The organism is Sandarakinorhabdus sp. (genome assembly GCF_031422795.1).
GTDB lineage: Bacteria > Pseudomonadota > Alphaproteobacteria > Sphingomonadales > Sphingomonadaceae > Sandarakinorhabdus.
In genome coordinates this window covers 1-23,295 of record NZ_JANPML010000153.1, presented here as the reverse complement: position 1 = coordinate 23,295, position 23,295 = coordinate 1, and the positions used below count along the sequence as shown (strand labels likewise).

Here is a 23,295-nt window from a genome sequence, read left to right as displayed (position 1 = left end):
TCACGACAACCGCGTTGCCGCGCTCAGCCAAAAAAAGGGCAGCTACCGCCCGCTCGCCCCGGACGCGCTTTACCTCACCCGCGAGGAATGGGCCGGCAAGCTCACCGCCCATGCCGTCCACGGCAGCAGCCCGCACAGCGTCGCGCCCGGCACGCTGTTTGCCATTGATTGCGACGCCGTGCCGGCCCGCGATTTCGCCCCGGAACGCGTAGGCCAGGCCAATGGCGGCGCACCGGTCTACACCGCCATCAAGGCCCATATCGAAGAACGCCGCGCCGCCGGCGACCGGGTGGTGCTGGCCAGCTACTCCAATGGCGCGCGCGAACGGCTGCGCGGCCTGCTCGCTGATGAAGGCGTGCAGCGGCTCGTCACCGCCGATCATTGGCAGGAAGCGCAGGGGCTCGCTGCCGCCGGCCAGATCGTGTTCACCGTGCTGCCGCTCGATCACGGCTTCACGCGGCAAGACGCACGCGGCAGCCTGACCCTGCTCACCGAACAGGACATGCTGGGCGACCGCCTCATTCGCAAGGCGCGTTCGGCGCGCAAGGCCGATGCCTTCATGGCCGAACTGGCGATGCTGACGCCCGGCGATCTCATCGTTCACCGCGATCATGGCATCGGGCGTTACGATGGGCTGATGGCCATCCCGATCGGCGGCAAACCGCATGATTGCGTCGCCCTCACCTATGATGGCGGCGACAAGCTGTATGTGCCGGTCGAGAATATCGACGTTCTCACCCGCTATGGCAGCGATTCCGAAGGCGTTGGTCTCGACAAACTGGGCGGCGTCGCCTGGAGCACGCGCAAGGCGCGGATGAAGAACCGCATCCGTGAAATTGCCGGCGAATTGCTGGCAACAGCGGCAGCGCGCGCCCTGCGCGAAGGCGAACCGGTGCAGATCGACAGCCACGGCATGGCGGCGTTCGTCGACCGCTTCCCCTATGCCGAAACCGACGATCAGTTGAAGGCCATCGCCGACGTGGTGGACGATCTCACCTCTGGCCGGCCGATGGACCGGCTGGTCTGCGGCGACGTTGGCTTCGGCAAGACCGAGGTGGCGTTGCGTGCGGCTTATGCTGCCGCCATGTCGGGCATGCAGGTCGCCATCGTCTGCCCGACCACGTTGCTCGCCCGCCAGCACTATCAAAGCTTCCGCGAACGCTTCACCGGGCTGCCGGTGGAAGTGCGCCATCTTTCCCGCCTGGTGAACGCCAACGACGCGCGCGATGCACGACAGGGCCTGGCCGATGGCACGGTCGATATCATCGTCGGTACCCACGCCATCCTGGCCAAATCAATCGAGTTCAAACGGCTTGGGCTGGTTGTCGTCGATGAAGAACAGCGCTTTGGCGTCGTCCACAAGGAACGGCTCAAGGCGCTGAAGGCCGATGTCCACATGCTCACCCTCACCGCCACGCCGATACCGCGCACGCTGCAGATGGCACTGACCGGCCTCAGGGAAATGTCGATCATCGCCACACCGCCGGTCGATCGCCTCGCCGTGCGGACCTATGTGAGCCCGTTCGATGAAGTGGTGATCCGCGAGGCGCTGCTGCGTGAACATTATCGCGGCGGGCAAAGTTTCTTCGTGGTGCCGCGCATCGCCGATCTGGCTGATATCGAACAATTCCTGCGCGAGCAGGTGCCGGAAGTGAAGCCGATCACCGCCCACGGCCAGATGGCGCCATCGGAAGTGGAGGAGCGCATGAGCGCCTTCTACGACAAGCGCTATGACGTGCTGCTTTCGACCACCATCATCGAATCCGGGCTCGACATTCCGTCCGCCAACACGCTGATCGTTCACCGCGCGGACCGCTTCGGCCTTGCTCAGCTGTATCAGATACGTGGCCGTGTCGGGCGCGGCAAGACCCGCGCCTACGCCTATCTCACCACCGCGGCCGGCCAATCCGTCACCGAAGGCGCCGAAAAACGGCTGCAGGTGCTGTCCCAACTCGACACGCTGGGCGCCGGGTTCCAGCTCGCCAGCCACGATCTCGATCAGCGCGGCGCCGGCAATCTGCTCGGCGACGAACAATCCGGCCATATCAAGGAGATCGGCTTCGAACTTTACCAGTCCATGCTGGAAGATGCGATCCTGGAAGCCCGCGCCGAAGCCGCCGGCATGAAGCCGCCAGCCGAAGCCTTCAGCCCCCAGATCACCGCCGAAGTGCCGATCCTGATCCCCGATCACTATGTGCCCGATCTCAACGTGCGCATGGCGCTCTATCGCCGCCTGAACGAGATCGACAGCCGCGCCGGCATCGACAGCCTCGCCGCCGAAATCATCGACCGGTTCGGCAAGCTGCCTTCAGAAGTCGAAAACCTGCTCACCGTCATCGAGATCAAACAGGCCTGCATCACCGCCGGCATCGCCAAGCTGGAAGCCGGCCGGAAGGGCGGCCTTGTCACCTTCCGCGACGACCGTTTCGCCAACCCCGATGCGCTGATGGATTATATCAGCAGGCTGGGCGAACGCGCCAAGGTGCGGCCCGACCAGAAACTGTTCATCGCCGCCGAATGGGGCGACGACCGGACTCGGCTGAAAGGGGCGCTCACCATCGCTTCGTCACTGAGCAAACTGGCGGCCGGCGCGAAGCTGAAGCCGGTGGCGAAACCGGCGGCGAAACCCTTGCCGCCAACGAAGGCGCCGATGCGGCCGGCAGTGTTCAAGTCGAAGTTCGGCAGGAAATAAGGCGGCCTCCGGCGGGCAGGGACGCAGTCCCTGCACCCACTTGTTTGGGTTCACGCTCAAACCCGCAGATAAAGTCATGCTGGCGCATGTCAGCATCCATGTTCAGCCTGTCCTACACCGGAAATTGCAGGCTATGATGAGGACCGGTCTCAACCGATGCTCTTTCAAAATGCAATCAGGAAAATGCCTGAAACCGGCCGAAACTGTGACTTTCGTGACCTTTGGGCAGCGGAACGGTTGCGGTGGCTGGTGGAAAACCTTGAACGAACGGGTGCAGGGGCCTCGCCCCTGCCCGCCGGAGGCCCCTTAGGCTTACGCCACGCTCGTCTTGGATTTGCGGCGGTTGCAGAACGCCGTCAGCGCGACCTGATCGAGCGGCGGGGCCACGCAATAGCCTTGCACCCATTGGCAACCGGCGGCGCGGGCGGCGGCGAGTTGCACATCGTCTTCGATGCCTTCGGCGACGACGGTGAGGCCAAGCCGGCGGGCGGTGGCGATCATGCCTTCCACCACGATGCGTTCGCGTTCGCTACCGGTCAGGCCCTGGGCAAAACTGCGATCGAGCTTGATGGTGTCCACCGGCAGGCGCGCAAGGCGGGCGAGGCTGGAATAGCCGGCACCAAAATCATCGAGCGCGATGCCAACCCCGTCGCGGCGGAGCAGCGAGAGCGTCGCGGCGGCGGCATCGAGATCGTTGATGATGGCTTCTTCGGTCACTTCGATCACCAGTCGGCGCGGCGACAGGCCGGACGTGGTGAGATCCTTGGCCAGTGAATCGATGAATTCGGGATCGGCAAGATCGGCGGCGGTCACGTTCAGCGAGATTTTCAGATCGGCCAGCGCGCCGGTCCACGCAGCGGCCGTGGCGATGGCGCGGGAACGGATGTGGCGGCCGACGGCCAGCGCCAGTTCGGCAGAGGCAGCGGTTTCGAGCAGGGTAATCGCCGACAGCCGGCCGTGCAGCGGGTGATCCCAGCGCGACAGCGCCTCCACCCCGCCAACAACGCCATCAGACAGGCTGGATTGCGGCTGGAACAGGATGGTGATGCCGCCATCTTTCAGCGCGCCGAACAGATCGGATTCCAGATCGGCGCGGCGGGCCAGCGCCTCGCGGTCGCTTTCCTGATGGAAGCGGGCGACAGCGCCGGGTTCGCGGCCGCGCGCATCGGAAAGCGCGATGGAAGCTTCGCGCAGCAGGGCGGTGGCGACGCTGGCCGGATCACCTTCCATGCTGCCATCATCCCAGGCGATGCCGGCGCGGCCTGAAACATGGATCAGGCGATCATCGATGGCAAAGGGCCGTTCAAAACCACGCAGCATCTGGCGGGCCAGCCGTTCCAATTTGTCGGCTGCGCCGGCACCGGAGATACCGATGGCGAATTCCGCCGCGGTCAGCCGCGACAGCAGCCGCAACTCACCGCTGGGGGTCCGGGAATCGGCAATCGGCCCCAGCCGCCGGGCGATCACCGCGAGCAGGCGATCGGCAACGTCGCGGCCATAAATGGTGTTGATCTGGGCAAAGCGGCCAACACCGATCACGATTACCCCGCAGGGCGTTTCGGCGGCGCGCTGTTCAGACAGCCAGTTTTGCAGGCGTTCGATGCTGGCCAGGCCGGTCAACCGGTCTGACTCGCCGGAATCCGGCGGCAGGGGAGCAGCAGCGGCGGCAGCGAGCCGATCGGCATGGCGACCCGCCAATTGCAGGGCAGTTGCAAAACTGTCGGACCCGAACGGGGAAACCATCACCGACGTCGCACCGGCATCGCGCGCCGCGCCAGCCGCATCGGCATCATTGCGGGACAGCAGCACCAGCATGGCACCGCGCCGGACTTCCACTGCCGGGCCCAGCGCCTGCGCCACTGCAAGCCCGGCCGACAACGCCCCGCGGGCATCCACCACCACGACGCGCACTGGTTCTGCGGCAAAGCGGCCAGCGGCCAATTCGGCGCGGCGTTCCAAGCGTGGGGCCTGGCCGGCAGCCGCAACCAGCGCCGCCACGTCATCGGCGTAACGTGGCGAAACGATCAACACCGGTTCGGCGTTCATTGCGCCCATGATCTCCAGAAACTGCCCCTTCTGCTCGATTTCATGCAAATCGACGTTGACGCGTTCCTGTCTGTCTGTCCAGCCCGACAATCAAGCTGCATATTGGTTAACACGAAAAGCGCTTGCCAAGCGATGCAGGCGTGCCACAGGCTTATGGTGATGTTTGGCGATGGCAACAGCGTGGCAAGCGCGCCGACCGCGGCCACACGGCCGCTGGTCGATCCGTTCGGCCGCGCCATCACCTATCTGCGTGTTTCGGTGACTGACCGCTGCGATTTCCGCTGCGTTTATTGCATGGCCGAAGACATGACCTTCCTGCCGAAAAATGAAGTGCTGAGCCTGGAGGAGATCGACCGCATTGCCAGCGCCTTCATCCGGCGCGGCACCCGCAAACTGCGGCTGACCGGCGGCGAACCGCTGGTGCGGCGCGGCATCATCGATCTGGTGAACAGCCTGGGCCGCCACCTGAAAAATGGCGCGCTGGAAGAACTCACCCTGACCAGCAATGGCAGCCAGATGGCCCGTCATGCCGAGGCGCTGTTTGCCGCCGGGGTGCGCCGCGTGAACATTAGCCTGGACACGCTGGATGTCGACAAGTTCGCCCGCATCACCCGCTGGGGCCGCCTGCCGCAAGTGCTGGACGGCATCGCCGCTGCCAAGGCCGCCGGTCTGCAGGTGAAGCTCAACACAGTGGCGCTGGCCCATGAAAACGCCGATGAAATCGAAGCTTTGATGCGCTTTGCTGCCGCCGGTGGCCATGATCTGACTCTGATCGAGACCATGCCGCTGGGCGAAATCGGCGAAGACCGGGTGGATCAGTATCTGCCGCTGTCGCGCGTGCGCCGTGATCTGGCGCAGCATTACACGCTCACCGATCTGCCGCACCGCACCGGCGGGCCGGCGCGCTATGTTCATGTTGAAGAACTTGGCCTGCAGTTGGGTTTCATCACTCCGCTCACCCACAATTTCTGCGAAAGCTGCAACCGCGTGCGGCTGACGGCAACCGGGCAATTGTTCATGTGCCTGGGCCAGGATGATCAGGCCGATCTGCGCAGCGTGATCCGGAGACTGGGAACGAACGGGTCTGGCAGCGATGAAGCTGCCATCGATGCGGCGCTGGATGAAGCGATCAGCCGCAAGCCCCGTGGTCATGATTTCGTGATCGAGCGGCGCGGCGCCCGGCCCGCTGTGGCCCGCCACATGAGCCTTACTGGCGGCTGAGGACCCAAACGGAATGAAACTCGCGCTGATCGTTTCCGACAGCCATGTCGCCCGTGCCGCCGGCGACGCGCTGCGCAAGCAACATGATTTCGTGCCCGTGCGCGAAGCCGATGTAGTGGTGGCACTGGGCGGCGATGGCCATCTGCTGCACTGCCTGCACGAAGCCATGCAGTTTCAGGATCCCAAGCCGATGTTCGGCATGAATCGCGGCACGGTCGGTTTCCTGATGAACGATTTCAAGGCGACGAAGCTGGAAGAACGGGTGGCCGCCGCCAAGCCGTTCGTGCTGCATCCGTTGCAGATGACCGCCACCACGACAGCGGGCGAAACCGTCACCCACCCGGCCATCAACGAAGTTTCGCTGCTCAGGGAAACACGCCAGACCGCCAAGATCGGCATCATCATCGATGGCAAGACCCGGATGGAAGAATTGATCTGCGATGGCGTGCTGGTGGCGACGCCGGCCGGATCGACCGCCTACAACCTGTCGGCCAACGGCCCGATATTGCCGCTCGAAGCCGATCTGCTTGCCCTCACGCCGATCTCGCCGTTCCGCCCCCGGCGCTGGCGCGGCGCACTGTTGCCGGCGGCCAGCCAGATCGAATTCGAAGTGCGCGAAGCCAACAAACGACCGTTGTCGGCCGTGGCGGACCAGATGGAAGTGCGCGACGTTGCCCATGTGAAAGTGGCGATCGACCGCAGCATCAGCCTGACCCTGTTGTTCGACCCGGAATATGCGCTGGATGATCGCATCAGCCTGGAACAGTTCGCAAGCTGAGGCTTTGGTTGAGGTTGGAGCTGGGCCGGGCTGATTTTTTGCCTTGGCAATCCCTTCTGCCCTCGCTAAGGGAGCGCTCCCACGCTGTTCCTCGGTAGCTCAGCGGTAGAGCATTCGACTGTTAATCGAATGGTCGTAGGTTCGATCCCTACCCGGGGAGCCAGCGTGGGATTATCAGGCGCCATGGCCGACGCCCCCTATGCCGGCCCCTCAATTTTCAGCCCGCAGTGCTGATCACAGCTATGGGGCTTCACTGTTCTTTCTTGCAGGTGCGGCGAATGACGCTATCATTGCGTCCAAGCCCTATTTAACGTCTGATTTGACGCTGTTTTCGGCACGTCCGGGCGGGGGCAGTTACCTGCTTTGCATGGCTGATGATCGTGGGGGCGAACAGCGCGTGGTGACCGACAAATTTGATGCGATCGTGGTCGGCGGCGGCCCGGCTGGCGCTGCGGCAGGCTGGGCGCTGGCCCGGCGCGGCATCAATGTGGCGATTGTCGAACGCGCCATCTTCCCGCGCGAAAAAGTATGCGGCGATTTTGTCGAACCCGCTGGGCTGCGGCTGCTGGAGGCCATGGGCTGTACCGCTGCGCTGGGGCTTGATCAGCGCATGCCGATCACCCGCAATCGCGTCTATTTCGGGCCGCGCATGCCCTATGCGGGCGAAATTCCTTATTACGACGGCGCCCACGGCATGCCGCCGCACGGCTATATCATCCCGCGCGACCAGCTTGATACGGTCTTGCTGGCCAATGCCGAAGCCAAGGGTGCCAAGGTGTTTCGGGCCACTGCCGCCAAGAATTTGCGGCGCGAAGATGGCCAGATGATCCTGACCGTGGCGCAGGGCGACAGCGTCCGCGAGATCAGCGCGCCAATGGTGGTCGGGGCCGATGGCGTGCAATCGGTGGTGGCCCGCCATGCTGGCCTGGGGCGCAGTGATCGCCGCCATATCGGCGTTTCGCAGCGCGTCTATATCGAGGATATCGACGTCGAACCCGGCGAAGCCTGCATCTGGTTCGATGAGGATCATTATCCGGGCTATGGCTGGATGTTCCCCATGTCGGGCGGCCGCGCCAACATGGGCGTCGGCCTGCTCAGCGAGACTTGTGACCGGTTCGGCATGTCGGTCCAGCAATGTTTCCGCGAAGCCGTGGATCGGCTGCGCATCCGCCACCCCGGCTGCGCCAATGCCCGGCTGGCCAGCAAGCCGCTGGGCGGCGCTGTGCACATGTATGGCGGCATCACCCGCAACCATTTTGCCGGCGGCGTGCTGGTTGGCGATGCCGGCGGCTTTGTCGATCCGATGACTGGTGAAGGCATCACCCAGGGCATGGAATCCTCGATCATCGCCAGCCGCACCGTTGCCGAGGCGTTGGAACGCGGCAGGTTCGAACAGGATGATCTCGTGCGCTATGACGAGGAATTCCGGGCGCATTTCGATCCGGCCATGGGCTATCTGGTTTTCTGCGCCACGGTGCTGCGCAACCGCCACTTTGCCGAATTCGGGTTTCGATCGACCCGGCAGGGCTTTGAACGCGCCCAGCATGACCATGATTTTGCCTCGGTTTCAGGCACCGCCTTTGGCGGCCTCAACGTTCAGCCGCTGGCCATGATTGGCCAGGTGTGGATGGCGATCGCCGAGACGTTGGTGCGCCAGGGCCCGGGCGCATTGCTGGCGCTGGCCGGCGGACGCAACAGCGGTAATGAACTGGCGGGTGATTGGCTGGCCTGGCAGCGCGGCTGGCGCGCTTCGGTTGCCGATGATGCGGCCTGGCATGTGCGCTGGCTGGGTGACATCATGGCGGCCGCCGGCAAGCTGGGGCCATCATTGAAGACGCGGGAAAATCCCCGGCTGCGGGGACCATTGGCACAGGAGATGGCGCGATGACGCAGACGCCCAGTTCCGAAAAACCGACTGTGGCCGTGGTGGGCGGCGGGCTGGCCGGCATATCGGCGGCAATCCAGCTGCAGAAAGCCGGCTTTGCCGTCACCCTGTTCGAGGCCAGCAATACGCTGGGCGGCAACACATCATCCTGCGTTGTCGATGGCGTCGAACATGACGTTTATCCGCACATGTTCTGCGATTGGTATGCCAATTTCTGGAACCTTTTCGAAGGCGAACTGGGCCGCAAGCGGGAAGATCGCTTCGAACCGCATGCCACGGTCAAGATGCGCGTGCGCGACAAGCCAGACTATGTCGAACTGCACAATCCGACGTCGATTCCAGCCGTCATCGCCAATCTGGGTTCCGGCGCGCTCATGCCAGCCCAGATGTTTCTGCTCGGCTATGCCGATACCGATCTGGTGGCCTTTCCGTTCGATCGTTCCGGGCGCAACCAGCTGCAGATGCTGGATGTGAACGGCTACCTCTATTCCCGCGGCTAGGGCACCGAACCGGTGGCCAAGATGGCCAATTATATCATCAAGCTGATCTGGTCGATCAACAGCGAAAAAACGGCCGCGGCCACCTACCAGAATTTCCTGCGACACAGCTCGCAATTTCCCAGTCACGCGCCCTTTGCCTGGCTGCTGAAGGGCGGCATGGGCAGCGAATTGGTCACGCCGCTGCACCAGCATCTCGAAAAGCTGGGCTGCGTTGTCCAATGCAATACCAGCGTCACGCAATTGCTGCTGGTGGACGACAAACCCTGTCTGACAATCAGCACCGTCGCCAATAGGGAAAACGACACGGCCTGCCAGACGATCCAATATGATCATGCAGTGCTTGCCGTGCCGGTCGAGGCATTGGCCGGCATCGCGTTCAACGGCGGCGCTGATCAGATCGGCAAAACCCTGGTGGAAAGCGAACCGTCGCTGGCCAATTTGCAAAAGATGGGATCGGTGGTGATCCCGGTCGTCGATCTGTATCTCAAGGAGAAATTGCCAGATTTCCCAAAGGACAACATCGGTCTGGCGGGATCGACATTCGGGCTTTCGGTGCTCGATCTCTCGCAATTGTGGGACAAGGTCGACTTCGGCGGCAAGACGGCATTGGTGGTGGCCGCGTCCGATGGCGACTCCATTCCCAGCAAGGATCTCCAGCCGCAAGGCCATGCAATGCTGCGCGAGCTTCAGGAATATTTTCCGGAAATAAAGCCCGGCAAGGCCTGGGGCGATGCAGCAGCGAACATCGACTGGACCAAGACCAATGTTCGCGACAACCGCCGCCACAGATTGTTCCTGAACGATGTCGGCAGCTGGGAATGGCGGCCGCCGGCCTATTTCCCGGCCACCCTGCCGCGCATCGCCTTTGCCGGCGATTTCTGCCGCAACGAAGTGGACATGGCGACCATCGAAGGCGCGGTGATCTCCGGCATTTCGGCCGCGCGTGCGATTCAGATGGCCGATGCCGCGCTGCACGGCGGCAAGGAGCGCGGCCAGCCGATCCAGGCCAAGGGCCATGTCGTGTACAGCGACGCCGCGACCCGGGCGATGCGCCAATTGATGCTGCCGGTTGCCTATGGCGCGCTCGGCCTTGCCGCGGTGGATGAGTATATCGAAAATCTCACCGACGAAAATCGTCTGCACCAGGGCAATCATTATCCGCTGCTGGATTATATGGCGGTGGTGCCGCTGCAGTTCACCATCGATTGGTGGAAGGGTGCCTATTGGCTGGCACGCAGCCTTGCCACCCGGGATCCGCACTTGCCGCCGCCGCGCCAGTCTGCTGACGAAGCCCTGTTCGAAAAGGGCCGCAAACAGGATGGCCCGACCATCCAGCCATCGGAAATCACCTTTCAGCCGGGGCAGCCGGTCGACGAGGAAATCGGGGTCGGCGCCGCCCTGCTGATGGTGGCCGGCGAGTGTGCCGATTATGCCATCAGCCTGCTGAACGATGGCAAGCTGGGTCCCGCCGCGAAGGCGGCCGCTGACATCGCCGCGAAGGCGGCTGCGGACATCGCCGGCAGGGCGGCAGCAGGCAGCAGCACCAGTGCGGCCGCAGACATGGCGGCTGGCGCGATCGATCTGGCCCAAACTGTGCTGGGCACGTTGCTGGCTGGCGCCGCCGGTGCGGCAAAGGGCGCAGAGGCCTACAAGCGCCGCGCCCGCATCAAGAACTGATCACCATCAGCGCGAAAAAAAGGACAGGGCAGCGTGGACAAGATAACGGCAGGGATTGTCGCCGAGCTGGATCTTGCGGACGAAATCGACCGCCTGTGCCGCTATCTGGCCGATTGGGTCGAAGGCGTTTCGCCCGAGATGCGGGAACTGATGCACTGGCAGTTCGACACCGGCTCCAAATATTTCAGGCCTTTGACCATCTTTGCCTGCTACCGCGCCGTTAACGAGACAGCGGTTCCCGACACGATGATCCGATCGGCCGCCGTGCTGGAAATGATGCACAACATGTCGCTGGTGGTCGACGATATCCTCGATCAATCCGACGAACGCCGCAGCAAGGCGACCCTGCACGCCAAATTCGGCATGCTGCCGGCCTTGATGGCGTCGGGCTATATCCAGGCCGATGGCTTTGCGCTGTCTGCCCACGATCCCCACGACATCTTGCTGTTTGCCGATCTGGTAAAGCGGCTGGGCGTGGCCGAGTGCGCGCAGTGGCGATTGCGCCGGCAACCGCTGGGCGTGGCGGACTGGGAAGAAATTGCCGGCGAGGACACGGGCTCCATGTTTGAAACCTGCGCTTGCCTTGCCACTCGCGATGAAAGCCTGCGCAAATTCGGCCGCTTGCTGGGCATGGTTTATCATGGCTGCGACGACGTCGGTGACGTCAAGGGCCTGCAATCGCTGGGCGGCGGCGGCGAAGAAGATCTGCGCGATGGTATTTTGACCCTGCCCGCCGCGCTGGCCATTCAGGATCCCGCGATCCGGCAGCGCTTCTGCAGCAGCAATCCTTCACCCGCCGATCTGGAGATCATCAAACACGCCATGATCGCCCAACTGCCCGCTGCCGAGCTTCATCTCGACCAGCTGGCCAAGGATGCCTGCTGGGAAGCGCAGGTGCATGCAAAACAGCCGCAGCGCCTGCTTCAGCTGGTCGCCCACACACGCGAACTGTCGCGGCGTTAGGATCAGGACAGGCTGGCGAGCCGTGCCCGCGCCCGGCCCAACGCCGGGGTGTGGGTATCGGGGCCGCAGCGCGCCAGGGTTTCGGTAAGCACGGCGCGGGCCGCCGCCCAGGCCGCTGCATTGCCTTTTGCGCCGTCATTCTGCGCGATCAGGGTTTCGGCAAGCTGCCCGGCCAGCGCCAGTTCCGGCGCCAGCGTGCCCAGTTCGACCGCAAGCGCCAAACCTTCGCGCAAGCAGGCAATGGCCGCCGCACGGTCACCGCTGGCTGCCAGCAGGCGGCTCTTGATCTCGAAAGTCTGGGGCAAGCCCACACGCTCTTGCGGGTTGGTGGCAAAGGCCCATTCCACCGCCGCCATGGCCTCTTCGGTCCGGCCGGAGCGTTCAAGGGTGGCGGCGAGATTATTGATATTGATGCTGCTGCCGATCTTGGCCTCGCTGGCGATCATCTCATCGATCGATTGCCGCATCTTGGCGATATCTTCCGGCGTGATTGCTTCGGGCGGCAGGCCCCAGCCCAGTTTGGCCTGCACCAGGTGCAGGATATAATCATAGCCATTGGCCGCGCACAGTGCGATCGCCTTGCGGCTGTGATCGTGGGTGGCAGCGGCATCTTCTTCCAGATTATACAATGTGCCGGCGAAATGATGCGCGACCACAATGGCATAAGGTTGCTTGGTCTGCTGGGCCAGATCGAGCGCCGATAGCATGCGATCACGCGCCAGATCCGATCGGCCCGCCATCCACGCCCCCAGCGCACCAACGCCAGTGGCAATGACCATGTCAGCCGGCGCATGGCCCGTCGTGCCGTTTGACACGAGCGTGTGCCACGCCTGCCATTCCGCTTCGAAATCATGGATGCGGCCGGCATAGAAACTGGTCTGCAGCCGGGCGTTGGTGGCAAAGATGGCCATCCACGGCGGCACGTCTTCTGGCGGCATCAGCGCCGCGCGGGCCAGAACATTTTCGCGGATGACATCGGCCTTGTGATAATCGCCGGCGGTGATGGCCGTGCGCCACAGCTGCGCTTCCTGCAGCAGCACCCGGCCCAGCTTGCCGCTGCGGGCGGCCAGTTCAGCGGCCCGCATGCCAGCCTCTGCGGTGCGCGGGTCGGCATAGCCATGGGTTTCCTGCAGCGCCCGGTTCAGCTTGCTCCACAGATCGAATGCGATCTCGTCACGCTCCGGCCCTTCCGGCAGGCCGCCGATCAGCGCCAGCCCCTTGCGGAAATCGGCTTCGGCTTCCTTGGCCGCGGCCCGATGCGTGGCGGCGTCCCCCGCCGCGATCCAGGCGGCGACCGCTTCGGCCGTGGCGCCGGCACGCGTCCAGTGATTGGCGACGACTTCGCGCTGGCTGGCGGCCAGATCGGGGAAATTGGTCACCAGCGTGGTGGCGGCCAAGCGGTGCAATTCGCGCTGCTGCTTGCGCGGCAGGGTTTCATAGGCCGCATCCTGCAGCAGCGCATGTTTGAAACGATACTGGGCTGCCGGAATGGAACCACGCACCAGCAACAGATGTTCATCCGTCAGCTGTTCCAGCATCGGCGCCAGTTCGCTGGTGGCCAGCCCGGTCATGTGCTGCAGCAGATCAAAGGGGAAACTGCGGCCAAGCACGGCACCCATCTGCAGCACCTGCCGCGCTGCGGCCAGCCGATCCATCCGCGCCGCCAGCAGCGCCCGCAGGGTCGATGGCAGGGTCATGGTACTGCCGTCGCTGCTGCCGTTGGCGACCATCCGGGCCAGTTCCTCGGCAAACAGCGGCACACCATCGGCCCGATCAACCAGCAGCGTCATGGCGTTGCCGGGCAGCATGGCGTCGGCCAGCACATGCTCCACCATTTTGCGCACATCGTCCTGCGGCAGCCGTCCCAGCGTCAATCGGCAGTGATGTTCGTGTTCGGGCCAGGGCGCGACGAACTCCGGGCGGGCGGTCGCCACAAACAGCAAACTGTCCTGATCGGCCTGCTCCACCAGCATTTCGACAATCTCGAGGGTGGACGGATCGATCCAGTGCAGATCATCGATCATCAGCACCAGCGGCCGTTCCTGCGCCAGCGCAAACAATGCATTGGCAAAGGCACCGTGCAGCTGCCGGCGCCGCAGATCGCCGCCGCCGGTTTCAGGTACATCAACCAGGGGCCGCGCCGCATCAGCCAGCATCGCCAGCGCCCGATCGCTCTCCCCGGCCCCATCTTCGTCCAGCCCCTGCAGCAGCTGCCCGATCGCGTGATAAGGCGTATTGGGGAACATCGACGAGCCTTGCAGCATCAGCCAGAAATGCCCCGCCGGTTCCAGCCCGCTGCGGAATTCGTCGATCAATCGCGATTTGCCGATGCCCGCTTCGCCGCGCACCAGCACCAGCTGGCTGTTGCCGGCCAGAACTTTGCGCCAACGGCTGGCGATCAGGTGCAGATCATCCTCGCGCCCGACAAACCGCGTGGTGGCGCCAAAACTGCGATTGCCGCTGTGCGAATGGGCGGATTGCACGGCATAGGCCTGTTCACGCCCATCATCGCCCGGCACCGGCTGCAGCACAAAGGACCGGCTGGCCAGTTGCCGCACCGTTTCTGAAACGAGCACGCCCCCCGGCTCGGCACGATCACGCAGGCGGCTGGCCACGGCGCTGCCTTCGCCAAACAGCTCGACCTCGCCGCGGTCATTGCGGGTCACCAGCACATCACCGGCGTGCACGCCGATCTTCAGTTCCAGCGGCCCACCCGGCCAGTCAGTCGGCCGCAGCGCCATCGCCCGCAGCCGCGCCCGCAGTTCCAGCGCGGCCTGAACGCTGCGCCGGGCTGCGTCTTCCTGGGCGACCGGATAACCAAAGCTGCAGGCAAAACGATGCCCATCCCATTTGATGCTGCTGCCAAAACGGCTCACAACCGCATCGAGAGCACCGGCCAGGCTCACCAGAAGTTCGTGCCAATCTTCTGGATCAAGCGCCATGGCGGCGCGATGGCCATCGGCAATTTCGCCCGATAGAAACGTCACTTCGCGCCGTTCATTGCTCGGTTTTGGCGCCGCGCGCGGGCGTTCAGGCGCAGCAGGGCGCGCAGCATCAGGGCCAGCAGGCGGGTGACGGGCCGCGATCACCGCGCGCACATGGGCAGCAAAATCCAGCCAGGCGCGGTCGTTCTGGTCGCCTGTCCAGTGCGTCAGATCAGCGGTCTGCACCAGTTCGAACATGATGGGCCGCTCGCACATCTCGATCATGCACGGCACCAGCGTGCCCAGACGCTGGGCCAATGTCGCTTCGGCCCGTACCCAGCGCGACGCCACCGCGCGCTGTGACCACATCACAACCACTGCGGCGGCAGTGCGCAGCGCGTTTTCGGTCACTTCGTCATAGGCTTGTCCGGCGCGCAGATCCGCGTCCCACCAAACCGTCAGGCCCAATGCTTCCAGCCCGCGCACCACCACCTGGGCCTGTTGCTGGTCTTCGCGATTATACGAAAGAAAAACGTCCAACAGCACGTCCCCACGAGCAGCGCATCACCCACCATCACGCCATGTTTGCCCCGTCGTCACCCCTTAGGACAAGGCGGCTTGACCGACAATGGCCGCGCAAATGCGAGGCGACGCAATACGGCCGCTGTGCCTGATACGGCGCTTGGCGTTACCTGTTGGATGGGTTAGGATTTCGCCCATTGGCGGTGCGCCTGCGCCGCTGCTTCCGGGGGGAGGAAACGCGCGTGACCGAACGAAAATTGCCATCCAGCGATCTGGCGGCGCTCGACCAGAAATTCTGGCAGCAGATGGAACGCGAACGCGAAACGTTCCAGGCGAGCAAGACGACATCGCCAGCCAATCAATTGGGCAACCGGCCGGCCAGTGGCCAACGCGGCCAAACGCCCAACCGCTGAATTGCGCGGCATTCGCGGCCATCGGCGCGGTCTGGCCTGCCAGTCAGCGTTGTCGGAATGAAAATAAGCTGGCCTGAACTCGCCGGTAATTGGACCATCTTTTTCGCAAGGTACAGGCTGCCGCCGATCTCAACGGGGGTGTTGGAGATGAGCCGGCGGAAAGCCTGTTGATGGCGCAATTGTCGATCGGTTCAGGCCAGCACGGCCTTTACACTGGCCGTTTCGGTTCAGATCTCTGCTCTCCGGTGGCGGGGCAGCAGATCAAAAATGATGTGAATGCGATCTTCGTCGCCATCGTTGTGGGCTTCATGCAGCTGATCATTGTCGAACCACCACAGTTCGCCTTCGCGCATCCGCACATCTTCGTCGCCTGAGCGCAGCCAGCTGCCCAGGCTGGATTTCAGCACCAGATGATTGCGGTTGCGCAGGCGGTAATATTCGCCGCGATCGGTGTGCGGATACACGCGGTGCCCAGCCGGCAGGCAGACGATCTTGGCGCGTGACAATTCGCTGTCCAGCGCAGTGGCGATCCGTTCGATGAAGGCGCAGGCCAGCGGATAGGTGATCGCGCCGCTGGTCCAGCGACTTTCGTGCACATCGCGCGGGTCGCGCCCGGCCAGCGCCGATTTGCGAACCCCGCGCAGGGGAATGGCCAGCGCCTCCCGCTGCACCGCGATCTTGGCTTGCCGTCCGGTCACGGCACCGAACGGATCATCCTGGGCGGCGATCTCGGCCAGAAATGGCGCTGGTTCGATGCCGGATTCAATCAAACAGAAATTGCGCATATGCCTTGTCTCCCGCGCTTGGCGCCGCCGCTTTTCACAGCGGCCATGCGAGACAAACGCAGGCTGCCGGCGGTTTATTCCCGCCAACACCAGCGACCGCGACGAAAATTTTTCCGGCCCATCGCCCGGAATAATCCGGCTGCTGCTCGCGTTTTGCCTGTCGAGACCCCGGCACCAAGCCGGTGACCGATGGAGCCTTTCGACAATGACCAAGCTGCTGCCCAGCCTGCACCTTTCCCTGGCCCTGCTGACCATCAGCCTGCCGGCTGCTGCCACCATTCCGTCGGCTGCAGCTGCTGCCCAGCAGATGACGCGCGAAAGCCATGTGATGGCGCCAATGCCAGCCGTGGCCGTGCTGGCCGCTGCGCCGGCAACATCGGAACAAGTGTGGCAATTGCGGTCGAGCCTGAATGTGGCCGCGCTGATGTGCGGCGATCGGGCGATGATCAGCGGCTACAACTGGCTGCTGCGCGCCCATGCGCCGTTGCTGGCCCGCACCTGGTCGGCTGAACAACAGCGTTTCCAGAAGCTGCATGGCAGCCAGTGGCAGACCGCCCAGGATCGCCAGCTCACCAGCCTCTACAATCGTCTGGCCAACACCAATGATCGCGGCCGCTTCTGCGCCGATGCCCACACCATCATCAGTGAAGCCCGCATGGTCCCGACCGATCTGTTTGCGCACTTCGCGGCCAGCGCGATCAACCGCCTGCTGCAGCAGAACACGCTTCACCTGGCCGCTCGCTAAGCGCGCTGCCGCCCTCTTTTGCCCCCAAGGAGACCCTGACCATGATCAAGCACATCACGCCCAAGCTGCCCTCGTCCCACCTGACTGCGGCCAACACTCTGCAGGCCCGGCTGATGATGGCCCGCGCCGCCTTCACCACGCGCAATGTCAATTTCGGCGAAGCCCATGCGCTCAAGCGGCGCGGTGTGACACCCAAGCCCGGCGATCTGCTGCTGGCGGAAATCAGCGATCTTGGCCAGCATCCGCGCATGGAGAACCATGCCGGACGGCGCGGCCAGCTTTATGTGGGTGACGAAGTGATCGTGGCCTACGGCAATCGCTATGCGCCCGATCAGTTCGAAGCGATGGTGCCCGCGCATCTGGGCGCCTGCCACCTGGCCGCTGGCGGCGGCGTAGCCAGCGAAGTGCTGGTGCGCCATGCCCGCATGCGCCCGGCCACCGATATCCGCCCGATCGGCCTGATTGCCCGCAAATCGGGCAGCATCATGAACCTGGCCGATTTCGCCCTGGCGGCGCCCGATGCCACCGCTGAACTGCCGCCGGTGATCGCCGTGGTGGGATCGTCGATGAATGCCGGCAAGACGACGTCTGCTGCTGGCATCATCCACGGCCTGACCCGCGCCGGCTTCAAGGTGGGCGCGGCAAAGCTGACCGGTACCGGTTCGGGCGGCGATCTGTGGACGATGCGCGACGCCGGCGCCATCACCGCCTATGATTTCACCGATGCCGGCTATGCCAGCACCTACATGCTCGACATGGCGGAACTGACGACCATCACCCAGACCCTGCTCGGCAATCTGGGCCGCCCGGATCATGATATCGTGGTGGTGGAAATCGCCGATGGGCTGTTCCAGCGCGAAACCGCCATGCTGCTGGCGCAAGCCCAACAGCACGCCTGGTTCCGCAGCGTCATCTTTGCCGCCGGTGACGCCATGAGCGCCTGCCACGGCGCGGCCATGCTGGCCAACATGGGCCTGCCGGCCACGGCCATCACCGGCCTGCTCTCGATCTCGCCGCTGGCTGCACGCGAAGCCGAGCTGGTGTCGGGCGTGCCCGTGGTCAGCCTGGGCATGCTGCGCGATCCGGTGCAGGTGCCCAAGCTGCTGCTGGGCGACAATGCTGGCCAGAGCGTGGCGGCATGAGCCTGCCCCGCCTTGTGGATGGCGAACGGCGCCTGTTGTTTGCCGGATTGGTGACAACCGGTGCCGTGCAGGCCGGCATTGCCGCGATCTCCTCTGGCATCATCAGCACCGCCGTCACCACGCAGAGCCTGTTGGTTCTGCCGGCGATTGGCCTGCTGGCCTGCGCGGTGCTGGCCGGCAGCACTGGCCTGATGGAACGCTGGGTCGGCGAGAAACTGGCACAATCCTATGTGCTGGCGCTGCGCCAGAAACTGTTTGCTGCCGCCATTCCCGCCATTGGCCGGGTTGAAGAAGCCCGGCTGGTGCTGCCGTTCGTCGGCGATCTTTCGGCCGTGCGCAACTGGGCTGCCCGCGGCCCGGCCGCGCTGCTAACCGCTGGCGTGGCCAGCAGCAGCGGTGCGATCCTGATGGCCGTGCAGTATCCGGCGCTGGCAGCGGGCCTGCTGCCCCTGCTGGCCGCAACCTTGGTTTTGCTGGTGCTGTATCGCCAGCTCGCCGGCCGCATCGCGCAGCAGCGCCAGGCGCGCGCGCAGCTCACCCGTTTTGTGTTGCGGCGGCTGCGGGTACCGGCAGAACAGGCCGTGCCGGCGCAGCAACGCGTCAGCCGGGCCGATCGCCGCCGGCTGGATGTGCGCGCCGAACGCGCCGCCACCATGGCGATCCGGCGGGCCACCATGGTCGGCCTGATGGACGGCGTTGCCCTTGCTGGCGGCGGCCTCACCGTGCTGGCCCTGCTTGCACTGGGATCGTCTGATCAACGCGCACTGATCGCCGCGCTGGGCCTGGCGGGCTTTGCTGCGGCGCGGCTGCTGGATGTGGCCCGCGCCCTGCATGCGCTGGCCGGCGGCGGTGTCGCCCTCGAACAGATCACCACCCGCCTTGATAACGCCGATGCCCGCGCTTTGGCCGGCAAGGCCGATCTTCCCCCACCATCACCCGCAATCGAGGATTAATCCCATGGGCCATTTCCAGCTCCGCTTCGTCCGCTCACCCGCCCCCGGTGTGCCGGATCATTATCTGCATGTTCCCACCGGCCACTCGCCCCTGACGCTCAGCCGCTTGCCGGTGGTGGTGATGGTGCACGGCATTTCGCGCAATGCCGCCGAACAGGTGCTGCGCGCCAGCCAGAACGGGCTGGGCGACAGGGTGATCGTGGCGCCGCTGTTCGAACGCCGCGCCATGGGCCGTTATCAGCAGCTCGCCGCTGGCCGCAGCGGCCAAAGCGCCGATCAGGCGCTGATCAACCTGCTGGATTGGCTGATCATCGACGGCTTCAATGCCAGGCAGATCAAACTGTTCGGCTTTTCCGGCGGCGCGCAGTTTGCCCACCGTTTTGCCCTGTTCCACCCCGACCGCGTGCGCAAATTGTGCCTAGCGGCCGCCGGCTGGTACACCATGCCCGAACCCGGCGAAGCCTGGCCGGCCGGGCTGAACAATGCGCCGCTGCAACCCGAGCTGAAAAAGCTGCTGGCGATCCCGACGCTGGTGTTCGTCGGAAGCGGCGACAATCTGCGCACGGCCTCGCTCAACCAGTCGCCGCGGATCGACCGTCAGCAGGGGCCGCACCGGCTGGCCCGCGCCCGCGCCTAGACCCAGGCCATGAAAGCCGCAGCACGCCGCCTGGCTGTGAAGGCCGATATCAGGCTGAAGATCATTCCCGCGCATCGCCACCAGTTTGAATCCTATGCCACCGATGGCGGCATGTTTGCGGTTCTGACGGGCTGGCTGGAAGACGAGCCAGCGCGCTTATGGTCACAACCATCAATCACGGCCAGTCTTGGGCTGGACATTCACCATGTAGTTGCGGCAAGGGCGCCCTCAGTCGCCATCTTCGACCATATCAGGGGTTATTGATCATGAAGATGTTGCTGACGTCGTTGGCGCTTGTCGCCACGCTGCCGGTCGCCCCGGCGCTCGCTGCCATCCCCGAACTGCCCGAGCTGCGAATCGAACGCGGCGGCCTGGATATCCGGGTCGGCGGCGTGCTGTCGGGCCAGGCAGCTGTGATTGACGAAAATCGCGCTGGCCGCGCCCGTACCGGCACCGGCTACGACGCTTCGGTGCGGATCAACGCCGAATGGGTGACCAAGGGCGGCCTGCTGTTTGGCGCCTATATCGATCAAGGCCGCATCAGCCGCGAAACCGAAGTGCTGCAGACCGGCGAAGCCTTTGGCTTTGTCTCGTCGGATTTCGGCCGGCTGGAAGTGGGGCTGCAGGATGGCGGCAACGAACAGCTGGCCTTTCGCGCGCCCATTTTGGGCCTGGGCCAGGTGCGCGGCGATTTCTCGCGCTATGCCGGCACACAGGCCCTGCTGGTCGCGCCCGATACCGGCGATGCCTTCAAGATCGTCTATCTCTCGCCGCCAGTGGCCGGGTTCCGCGCCGGCGTGTCGTGGGCGCCGAAATTTCAACGCAATCAGCGTGATCCCGATCCAAGGGATCGCATCATCCTGCGCGACGCGATCGAAATTGGCGGCAATTTCCAGCAACCGCTGGGCAATTGGGTGTTGGGGGTCAGCGGCGGCTGGGTTACCGCCCGGGCCGCACCGGAAACCGGTCGCCGCGGTCTCGATGCCTAGAATGTCGGCCTTGATGTGCGCAATGGGCCGCTGCGCATCGGCGGCTCCTATGTTGACCGGGGGGACAGCAACCGCCGCACGCCGGGCTTCAACCAGCGCGAGATCAGTGCCGGTGTGGCCTGGGTGATGCCGCGCTGGGGCGTTTCGGCGTCGGCGGCGCATGCCACGGCCAGCACCGAACGCAACGACCTGATCAGCGCTGGCGGCTATTTTTCGATCAGCCGCAACATCCAGCTGCGCGCCGATCTCACCCGCTTTGTCGAACGCGAAACCGGCCGCAGCCGCCGCCGTGGCATGGTTGGCCTGATGGAATTGGCCTTCCTGTTCTAGGCCGTTTGCCCAACACACAAAAAACCGCCGGCGCGCCGCAAGGCCGCCGGCGGCTTTCGTTTGCCGTCAGGGCTTCGGGGCCGTCAGCGCTTTGGCTTCGGCCTCGGCATCCAGCGGCTCGCCGGCGGCCAGCGCATCGAGCGCGGCCGTGATGGCGGCTTCACCCGGGCCGGCGGCCTGGGCATATTCGTTGCGGCTGGCAACCGCGCTGCTGGCCACCACGATCTGCCATTGATCGCCGCGCCGGCAGGCCAGCGCGACAAGCGCCGTCTGATCCTGCTGCACGCCGAACTGGCGGCACAAATCGCCATTGCCGGCGCGCACACTGATCAACGGGCGCAACACGCCGCCCGGCAGCTTTGCATCGGTGCCGCTGCGGGTGCTGGCCAGCGCTGCCGCCAATGTCGGGCCAGCGCGGGTGCCCGTGGAATCAGCGATGATCAGCGCATCGCTGTCGCCCTTTTGCACGCCGGTGCCGATCACCAGGCCAATGGCCAGCGATGCGGCCAGCGCCGCCGGTTGCCACCAGCGAATCGGGCTGCGGGCGGCAGCGGATTGGTCGCGGGCGGCGCGGGCGGCAGCAAAATCCACCACGGTCGGACTGGCCGCTGCCAGCGGCGGCGGACTGGCCGCAGCCAGCAGGGCCGGCGGCACCGGTTCGGCCAGAACCGCATCAAAGGCGGCGGCCACGGTTTGATCGACGGCTGCGCTGCCATCGGCCAGCGCCTCCAGCCGGGCCATCACGGCCGCGTCGGCGGCCAGCGCCGATTCGATTTCAGTCATGCGCGGCTCAGCCAGCTGGCCGTTCAGATATGCCAACAGTTCGGTATCGCTGATCATGATGGCATTACCCCCGCCTGTGCCAGTTGGCCAACCAGTGCGGCGCGGGCGCGGGCCACGCGGCTCATCACGGTGCCAATCGGAATGTTCAACACTTCAGCTGCTTCGCGGTAGGCCAGGCCTTCCACCAGCACCAACGCCACCAGCTGGCGCTGTTCGGCCGGCAGGGCGGCGACGGCGGCGCGCACCCTGTCACCGGTATCGCGCTGTTCCTGCGTATGGTTGCCGTCTTCGCCCGGCATGTCGAACAGATCGGCGGCACGGGCGATGATGATGATGGCCCGGCTGCGGCCACCAGCGGCGGCGGGGCCGATGACGACGATGATGCACCGACAGCCGGCGGCGGTGATGCAGCCGGCAATGACGACGACGACAACGGCGCTGCCGACGACCGCAATGATGCTCCCGGCGACGCGCCCGGCAGCAGTGCCGCTGATGATAACGGCGACGATGGCGCAGACCTGCCTGCCGCCGCGCAATACGCTGGCGTGGAAGATTCCCGCCAGCGCGCCCGGCTGGACAAGCAGGAAGCTATCGAAAGTGACGATGACGGCTTTCGTTATCGCCGCGGCGAACTGGTGGCGCTGGGCGTCGATGATGCCGGCATTGCCCGGCTGACCCGCGCCGGCTTTCGCGTGCTGGAACGGCACAAGATGGCATCGCTCAGCGGCCAGGCCGTGCTGCTGGCGTCGCCGGCCCGGGTGAAGGATATTGATGCGCTGGTGCAGCTTGATGGCCTGATCGGCAGCGCGCCGCACTCGCTCAATCACTTGTTTGACCGCACGTCGGCGCTGGTCCGTTCCGGCGGCAAGCCGCAGCGGGTGACCCGGCGCGCCTGCCCGTGCCGCATCGGCGTGATCGATACCGGCGTGGCCGGCACCCTGCCAGATCTGAAGCGCACGCGGCTGGTGCAGCAGGGCTTCAATGGCGGCGCCCCCGATCCGGCGCTGCACGGCACCATCATTTCCAGCCTGATCGCCGGCACCGAACCGGCCCCGGGCAGCCGCACCGAAATCATCGTGGGCGACGTGTTTTCCGGCCCGCGCCGCAGCGCCGGTTCCGCGCTGGCCGTGGTGCGCGCGCTGGACTGGATGGCCGCGCAAAAGGTGGCAGTGATCAATGTCAGCCTGTCGGGCGCCAATAACCCGGTGGTGGCCGATGCCATCGCCCGGCTGGCGGCGCGCGGCCATATCATCGTGGCAGCGGCCGGCAATGATGGCCCGGCGGCCCCGCCAGCCTTCCCGGCCGCCTAT

The 23,295-nt window shown here is 64.9% G+C and carries 21 protein-coding genes and 1 tRNA gene; 17 read left to right on the top strand and 5 right to left on the bottom strand.

What is annotated here, in order from left to right; translation table 11 throughout:
• Positions 1-2,692: transcription-repair coupling factor (mfd, locus tag RMO81_RS05720; protein WP_310474807.1), on the top strand; the 2,692-nt coding region annotated here is incomplete at its 5' end.
• A gap of 312 nt (positions 2,693-3,004) precedes the next feature.
• Here the strand turns inward: mfd and RMO81_RS05715 are convergent.
• Positions 3,005-4,828, bottom strand: a complete 1,824-nt coding sequence (locus tag RMO81_RS05715; RefSeq protein ID WP_310474806.1) for a bifunctional diguanylate cyclase/phosphodiesterase — start codon at positions 4,826-4,828, stop codon at positions 3,005-3,007.
• Positions 4,829-4,897: 69 nt separating this feature from the next.
• Between RMO81_RS05715 and moaA the strand changes: the two genes are divergently transcribed.
• The 7 genes from moaA to RMO81_RS05680 all read left to right on the top strand — a co-directional run bounded on the left by moaA (position 4,898) and on the right by RMO81_RS05680 (position 11,762).
• A complete protein-coding gene (gene moaA, locus RMO81_RS05710; RefSeq protein ID WP_310474805.1) occupies positions 4,898-5,959 on the top strand; it encodes a GTP 3',8-cyclase MoaA in 1,062 nt (353 codons plus the stop codon).
• Positions 5,960-5,972: 13 nt separating this feature from the next.
• Positions 5,973-6,737, top strand: a complete 765-nt coding sequence (locus RMO81_RS05705; protein WP_310474804.1) for an NAD kinase — start codon at positions 5,973-5,975, stop codon at positions 6,735-6,737.
• Positions 6,738-6,825: 88 nt separating this feature from the next.
• Positions 6,826-6,900: transfer RNA gene (locus tag RMO81_RS05700), tRNA-Asn, on the top strand.
• A gap of 204 nt (positions 6,901-7,104) precedes the next feature.
• Positions 7,105-8,625 carry an NAD(P)/FAD-dependent oxidoreductase gene (locus tag RMO81_RS05695; protein ID WP_310474803.1) on the top strand — a complete coding sequence of 507 codons (1,521 nt, stop codon included), beginning with the start codon at positions 7,105-7,107 and terminating at the stop codon, positions 8,623-8,625.
• Positions 8,622-9,122 carry an NAD(P)/FAD-dependent oxidoreductase gene (locus RMO81_RS05690; protein ID WP_310474801.1) on the top strand — a complete coding sequence of 167 codons (501 nt, stop codon included), beginning with the start codon at positions 8,622-8,624 and terminating at the stop codon, positions 9,120-9,122. Before RMO81_RS05695 ends, RMO81_RS05690 begins: the two co-directional genes overlap by 4 nt.
• 21 nt (positions 9,123-9,143) lie before the next feature.
• Positions 9,144-10,799: an FAD-dependent oxidoreductase gene (locus RMO81_RS05685; RefSeq protein ID WP_310474808.1), complete on the top strand. Its 1,656-nt coding sequence runs from the start codon at positions 9,144-9,146 to the stop codon at positions 10,797-10,799.
• A 33-nt stretch (positions 10,800-10,832) separates the two neighbouring features.
• On the top strand, positions 10,833-11,762 hold the full coding sequence (locus tag RMO81_RS05680; protein ID WP_310474799.1) for a polyprenyl synthetase family protein: 930 nt from the start codon (positions 10,833-10,835) through the stop codon (positions 11,760-11,762).
• A gap of 2 nt (positions 11,763-11,764) precedes the next feature.
• Here RMO81_RS05680 and RMO81_RS05675 read toward each other — a convergent pair whose 3' ends face one another.
• Positions 11,765-15,226: an AAA family ATPase gene (locus tag RMO81_RS05675; RefSeq protein ID WP_310474798.1), complete on the bottom strand. Its 3,462-nt coding sequence runs from the start codon at positions 15,224-15,226 to the stop codon at positions 11,765-11,767.
• Positions 15,227-15,450: 224 nt separating this feature from the next.
• On the opposite strand from RMO81_RS05675, the gene RMO81_RS05670 reads away from it, so the two are divergent.
• Positions 15,451-15,621, top strand: coding sequence for a hypothetical protein (locus RMO81_RS05670; protein ID WP_310474797.1), 171 nt, complete (start codon positions 15,451-15,453; stop codon positions 15,619-15,621).
• A gap of 227 nt (positions 15,622-15,848) precedes the next feature.
• Here the strand turns inward: RMO81_RS05670 and RMO81_RS05665 are convergent, their stop codons facing one another.
• Positions 15,849-16,406 carry an aspartyl/asparaginyl beta-hydroxylase domain-containing protein gene (locus RMO81_RS05665; RefSeq protein WP_310474796.1) on the bottom strand — a complete coding sequence of 186 codons (558 nt, stop codon included), beginning with the start codon at positions 16,404-16,406 and terminating at the stop codon, positions 15,849-15,851.
• Positions 16,407-16,611: 205 nt separating this feature from the next.
• Here RMO81_RS05665 and RMO81_RS05660 point away from each other — a divergent pair, with 205 nt between their 5' ends.
• Genes RMO81_RS05660 through RMO81_RS05630 form a run of 7 tightly spaced genes read left to right on the top strand, consistent with a single transcriptional unit; the run spans position 16,612 to position 21,202 of the window.
• Complete coding sequence (locus RMO81_RS05660) at positions 16,612-17,151, top strand: hypothetical protein (RefSeq protein WP_310474795.1); 540 nt, start codon at positions 16,612-16,614, stop codon at positions 17,149-17,151.
• A gap of 41 nt (positions 17,152-17,192) precedes the next feature.
• Complete coding sequence (locus RMO81_RS05655) at positions 17,193-18,293, top strand: DUF1611 domain-containing protein (protein ID WP_310474794.1); 1,101 nt, start codon at positions 17,193-17,195, stop codon at positions 18,291-18,293.
• Entirely contained in the window at positions 18,290-19,246 is a 957-nt protein-coding gene (locus RMO81_RS05650; RefSeq protein WP_310474793.1) for a hypothetical protein, read from the top strand. The genes RMO81_RS05655 and RMO81_RS05650 overlap by 4 nt, the downstream gene beginning before the upstream one ends.
• Positions 19,247-19,250: 4 nt before the next feature.
• A complete protein-coding gene (locus tag RMO81_RS05645) occupies positions 19,251-19,883 on the top strand; it encodes an alpha/beta fold hydrolase (RefSeq protein ID WP_310474792.1) in 633 nt (210 codons plus the stop codon).
• Between the two features lie 9 nt (positions 19,884-19,892).
• On the top strand, positions 19,893-20,147 hold the full coding sequence (locus RMO81_RS05640; RefSeq protein WP_310474791.1) for a hypothetical protein: 255 nt from the start codon (positions 19,893-19,895) through the stop codon (positions 20,145-20,147).
• Between the two features lie 2 nt (positions 20,148-20,149).
• Positions 20,150-20,872 (top strand): porin, encoded by a 723-nt coding sequence (locus RMO81_RS05635; RefSeq protein ID WP_310474790.1) that lies wholly within the window; start codon positions 20,150-20,152, stop codon positions 20,870-20,872.
• Positions 20,873-20,887: 15 nt separating this feature from the next.
• Positions 20,888-21,202, top strand: coding sequence for a hypothetical protein (locus tag RMO81_RS05630; RefSeq protein WP_310474788.1), 315 nt, complete (start codon positions 20,888-20,890; stop codon positions 21,200-21,202).
• Positions 21,203-21,268: 66 nt separating this feature from the next.
• Here RMO81_RS05630 and RMO81_RS05625 read toward each other — a convergent pair whose 3' ends face one another.
• Positions 21,269-22,042: a hypothetical protein gene (locus RMO81_RS05625; RefSeq protein ID WP_310474787.1), complete on the bottom strand. Its 774-nt coding sequence runs from the start codon at positions 22,040-22,042 to the stop codon at positions 21,269-21,271.
• A complete protein-coding gene (locus RMO81_RS05620) occupies positions 22,039-22,284 on the bottom strand; it encodes a sigma factor-like helix-turn-helix DNA-binding protein (RefSeq protein WP_310474786.1) in 246 nt (81 codons plus the stop codon). The genes RMO81_RS05625 and RMO81_RS05620 overlap by 4 nt, the downstream gene beginning before the upstream one ends.
• Between RMO81_RS05620 and RMO81_RS05615 the strand changes: the two genes are divergently transcribed.
• The coding region (locus tag RMO81_RS05615) for a S8 family serine peptidase (protein ID WP_310474785.1) at positions 22,261-23,295 on the top strand (1,035 nt) is incomplete at its 3' end. The genes RMO81_RS05620 and RMO81_RS05615 overlap by 24 nt on opposite strands.

What these genes read in the sequence shown, in the direction of transcription:
- RMO81_RS05620 (WP_310474786.1), bottom strand. Translation starts at nt 22,284, where the DNA reads ATGCCGGGCGAAGACGGCAACCATACGCAGGAACAGCGCGATACCGGT.
- RMO81_RS05650 (WP_310474793.1), top strand. Translation starts at nt 18,290, where the DNA reads ATGAGCCTGCCCCGCCTTGTGGATGGCGAACGGCGCCTGTTGTTTGCC.
- RMO81_RS05625 (WP_310474787.1), bottom strand. Translation starts at nt 22,042, where the DNA reads ATGATCAGCGATACCGAACTGTTGGCATATCTGAACGGCCAGCTGGCT.
- RMO81_RS05665 (WP_310474796.1), bottom strand. Translation starts at nt 16,406, where the DNA reads ATGCGCAATTTCTGTTTGATTGAATCCGGCATCGAACCAGCGCCATTT.
- RMO81_RS05690 (WP_310474801.1), top strand. Translation starts at nt 8,622, where the DNA reads ATGACGCAGACGCCCAGTTCCGAAAAACCGACTGTGGCCGTGGTGGGC.
- RMO81_RS05655 (WP_310474794.1), top strand. Translation starts at nt 17,193, where the DNA reads ATGATCAAGCACATCACGCCCAAGCTGCCCTCGTCCCACCTGACTGCG.
- RMO81_RS05645 (WP_310474792.1), top strand. Translation starts at nt 19,251, where the DNA reads ATGGGCCATTTCCAGCTCCGCTTCGTCCGCTCACCCGCCCCCGGTGTG.
- RMO81_RS05640 (WP_310474791.1), top strand. Translation starts at nt 19,893, where the DNA reads ATGAAAGCCGCAGCACGCCGCCTGGCTGTGAAGGCCGATATCAGGCTG.
- RMO81_RS05705 (WP_310474804.1), top strand. Translation starts at nt 5,973, where the DNA reads ATGAAACTCGCGCTGATCGTTTCCGACAGCCATGTCGCCCGTGCCGCC.
- RMO81_RS05685 (WP_310474808.1), top strand. Translation starts at nt 9,144, where the DNA reads ATGGCCAATTATATCATCAAGCTGATCTGGTCGATCAACAGCGAAAAA.
- moaA (WP_310474805.1), top strand. Translation starts at nt 4,898, where the DNA reads ATGTTTGGCGATGGCAACAGCGTGGCAAGCGCGCCGACCGCGGCCACA.
- RMO81_RS05635 (WP_310474790.1), top strand. Translation starts at nt 20,150, where the DNA reads ATGAAGATGTTGCTGACGTCGTTGGCGCTTGTCGCCACGCTGCCGGTC.
- RMO81_RS05695 (WP_310474803.1), top strand. Translation starts at nt 7,105, where the DNA reads ATGGCTGATGATCGTGGGGGCGAACAGCGCGTGGTGACCGACAAATTT.
- RMO81_RS05660 (WP_310474795.1), top strand. Translation starts at nt 16,612, where the DNA reads ATGACCAAGCTGCTGCCCAGCCTGCACCTTTCCCTGGCCCTGCTGACC.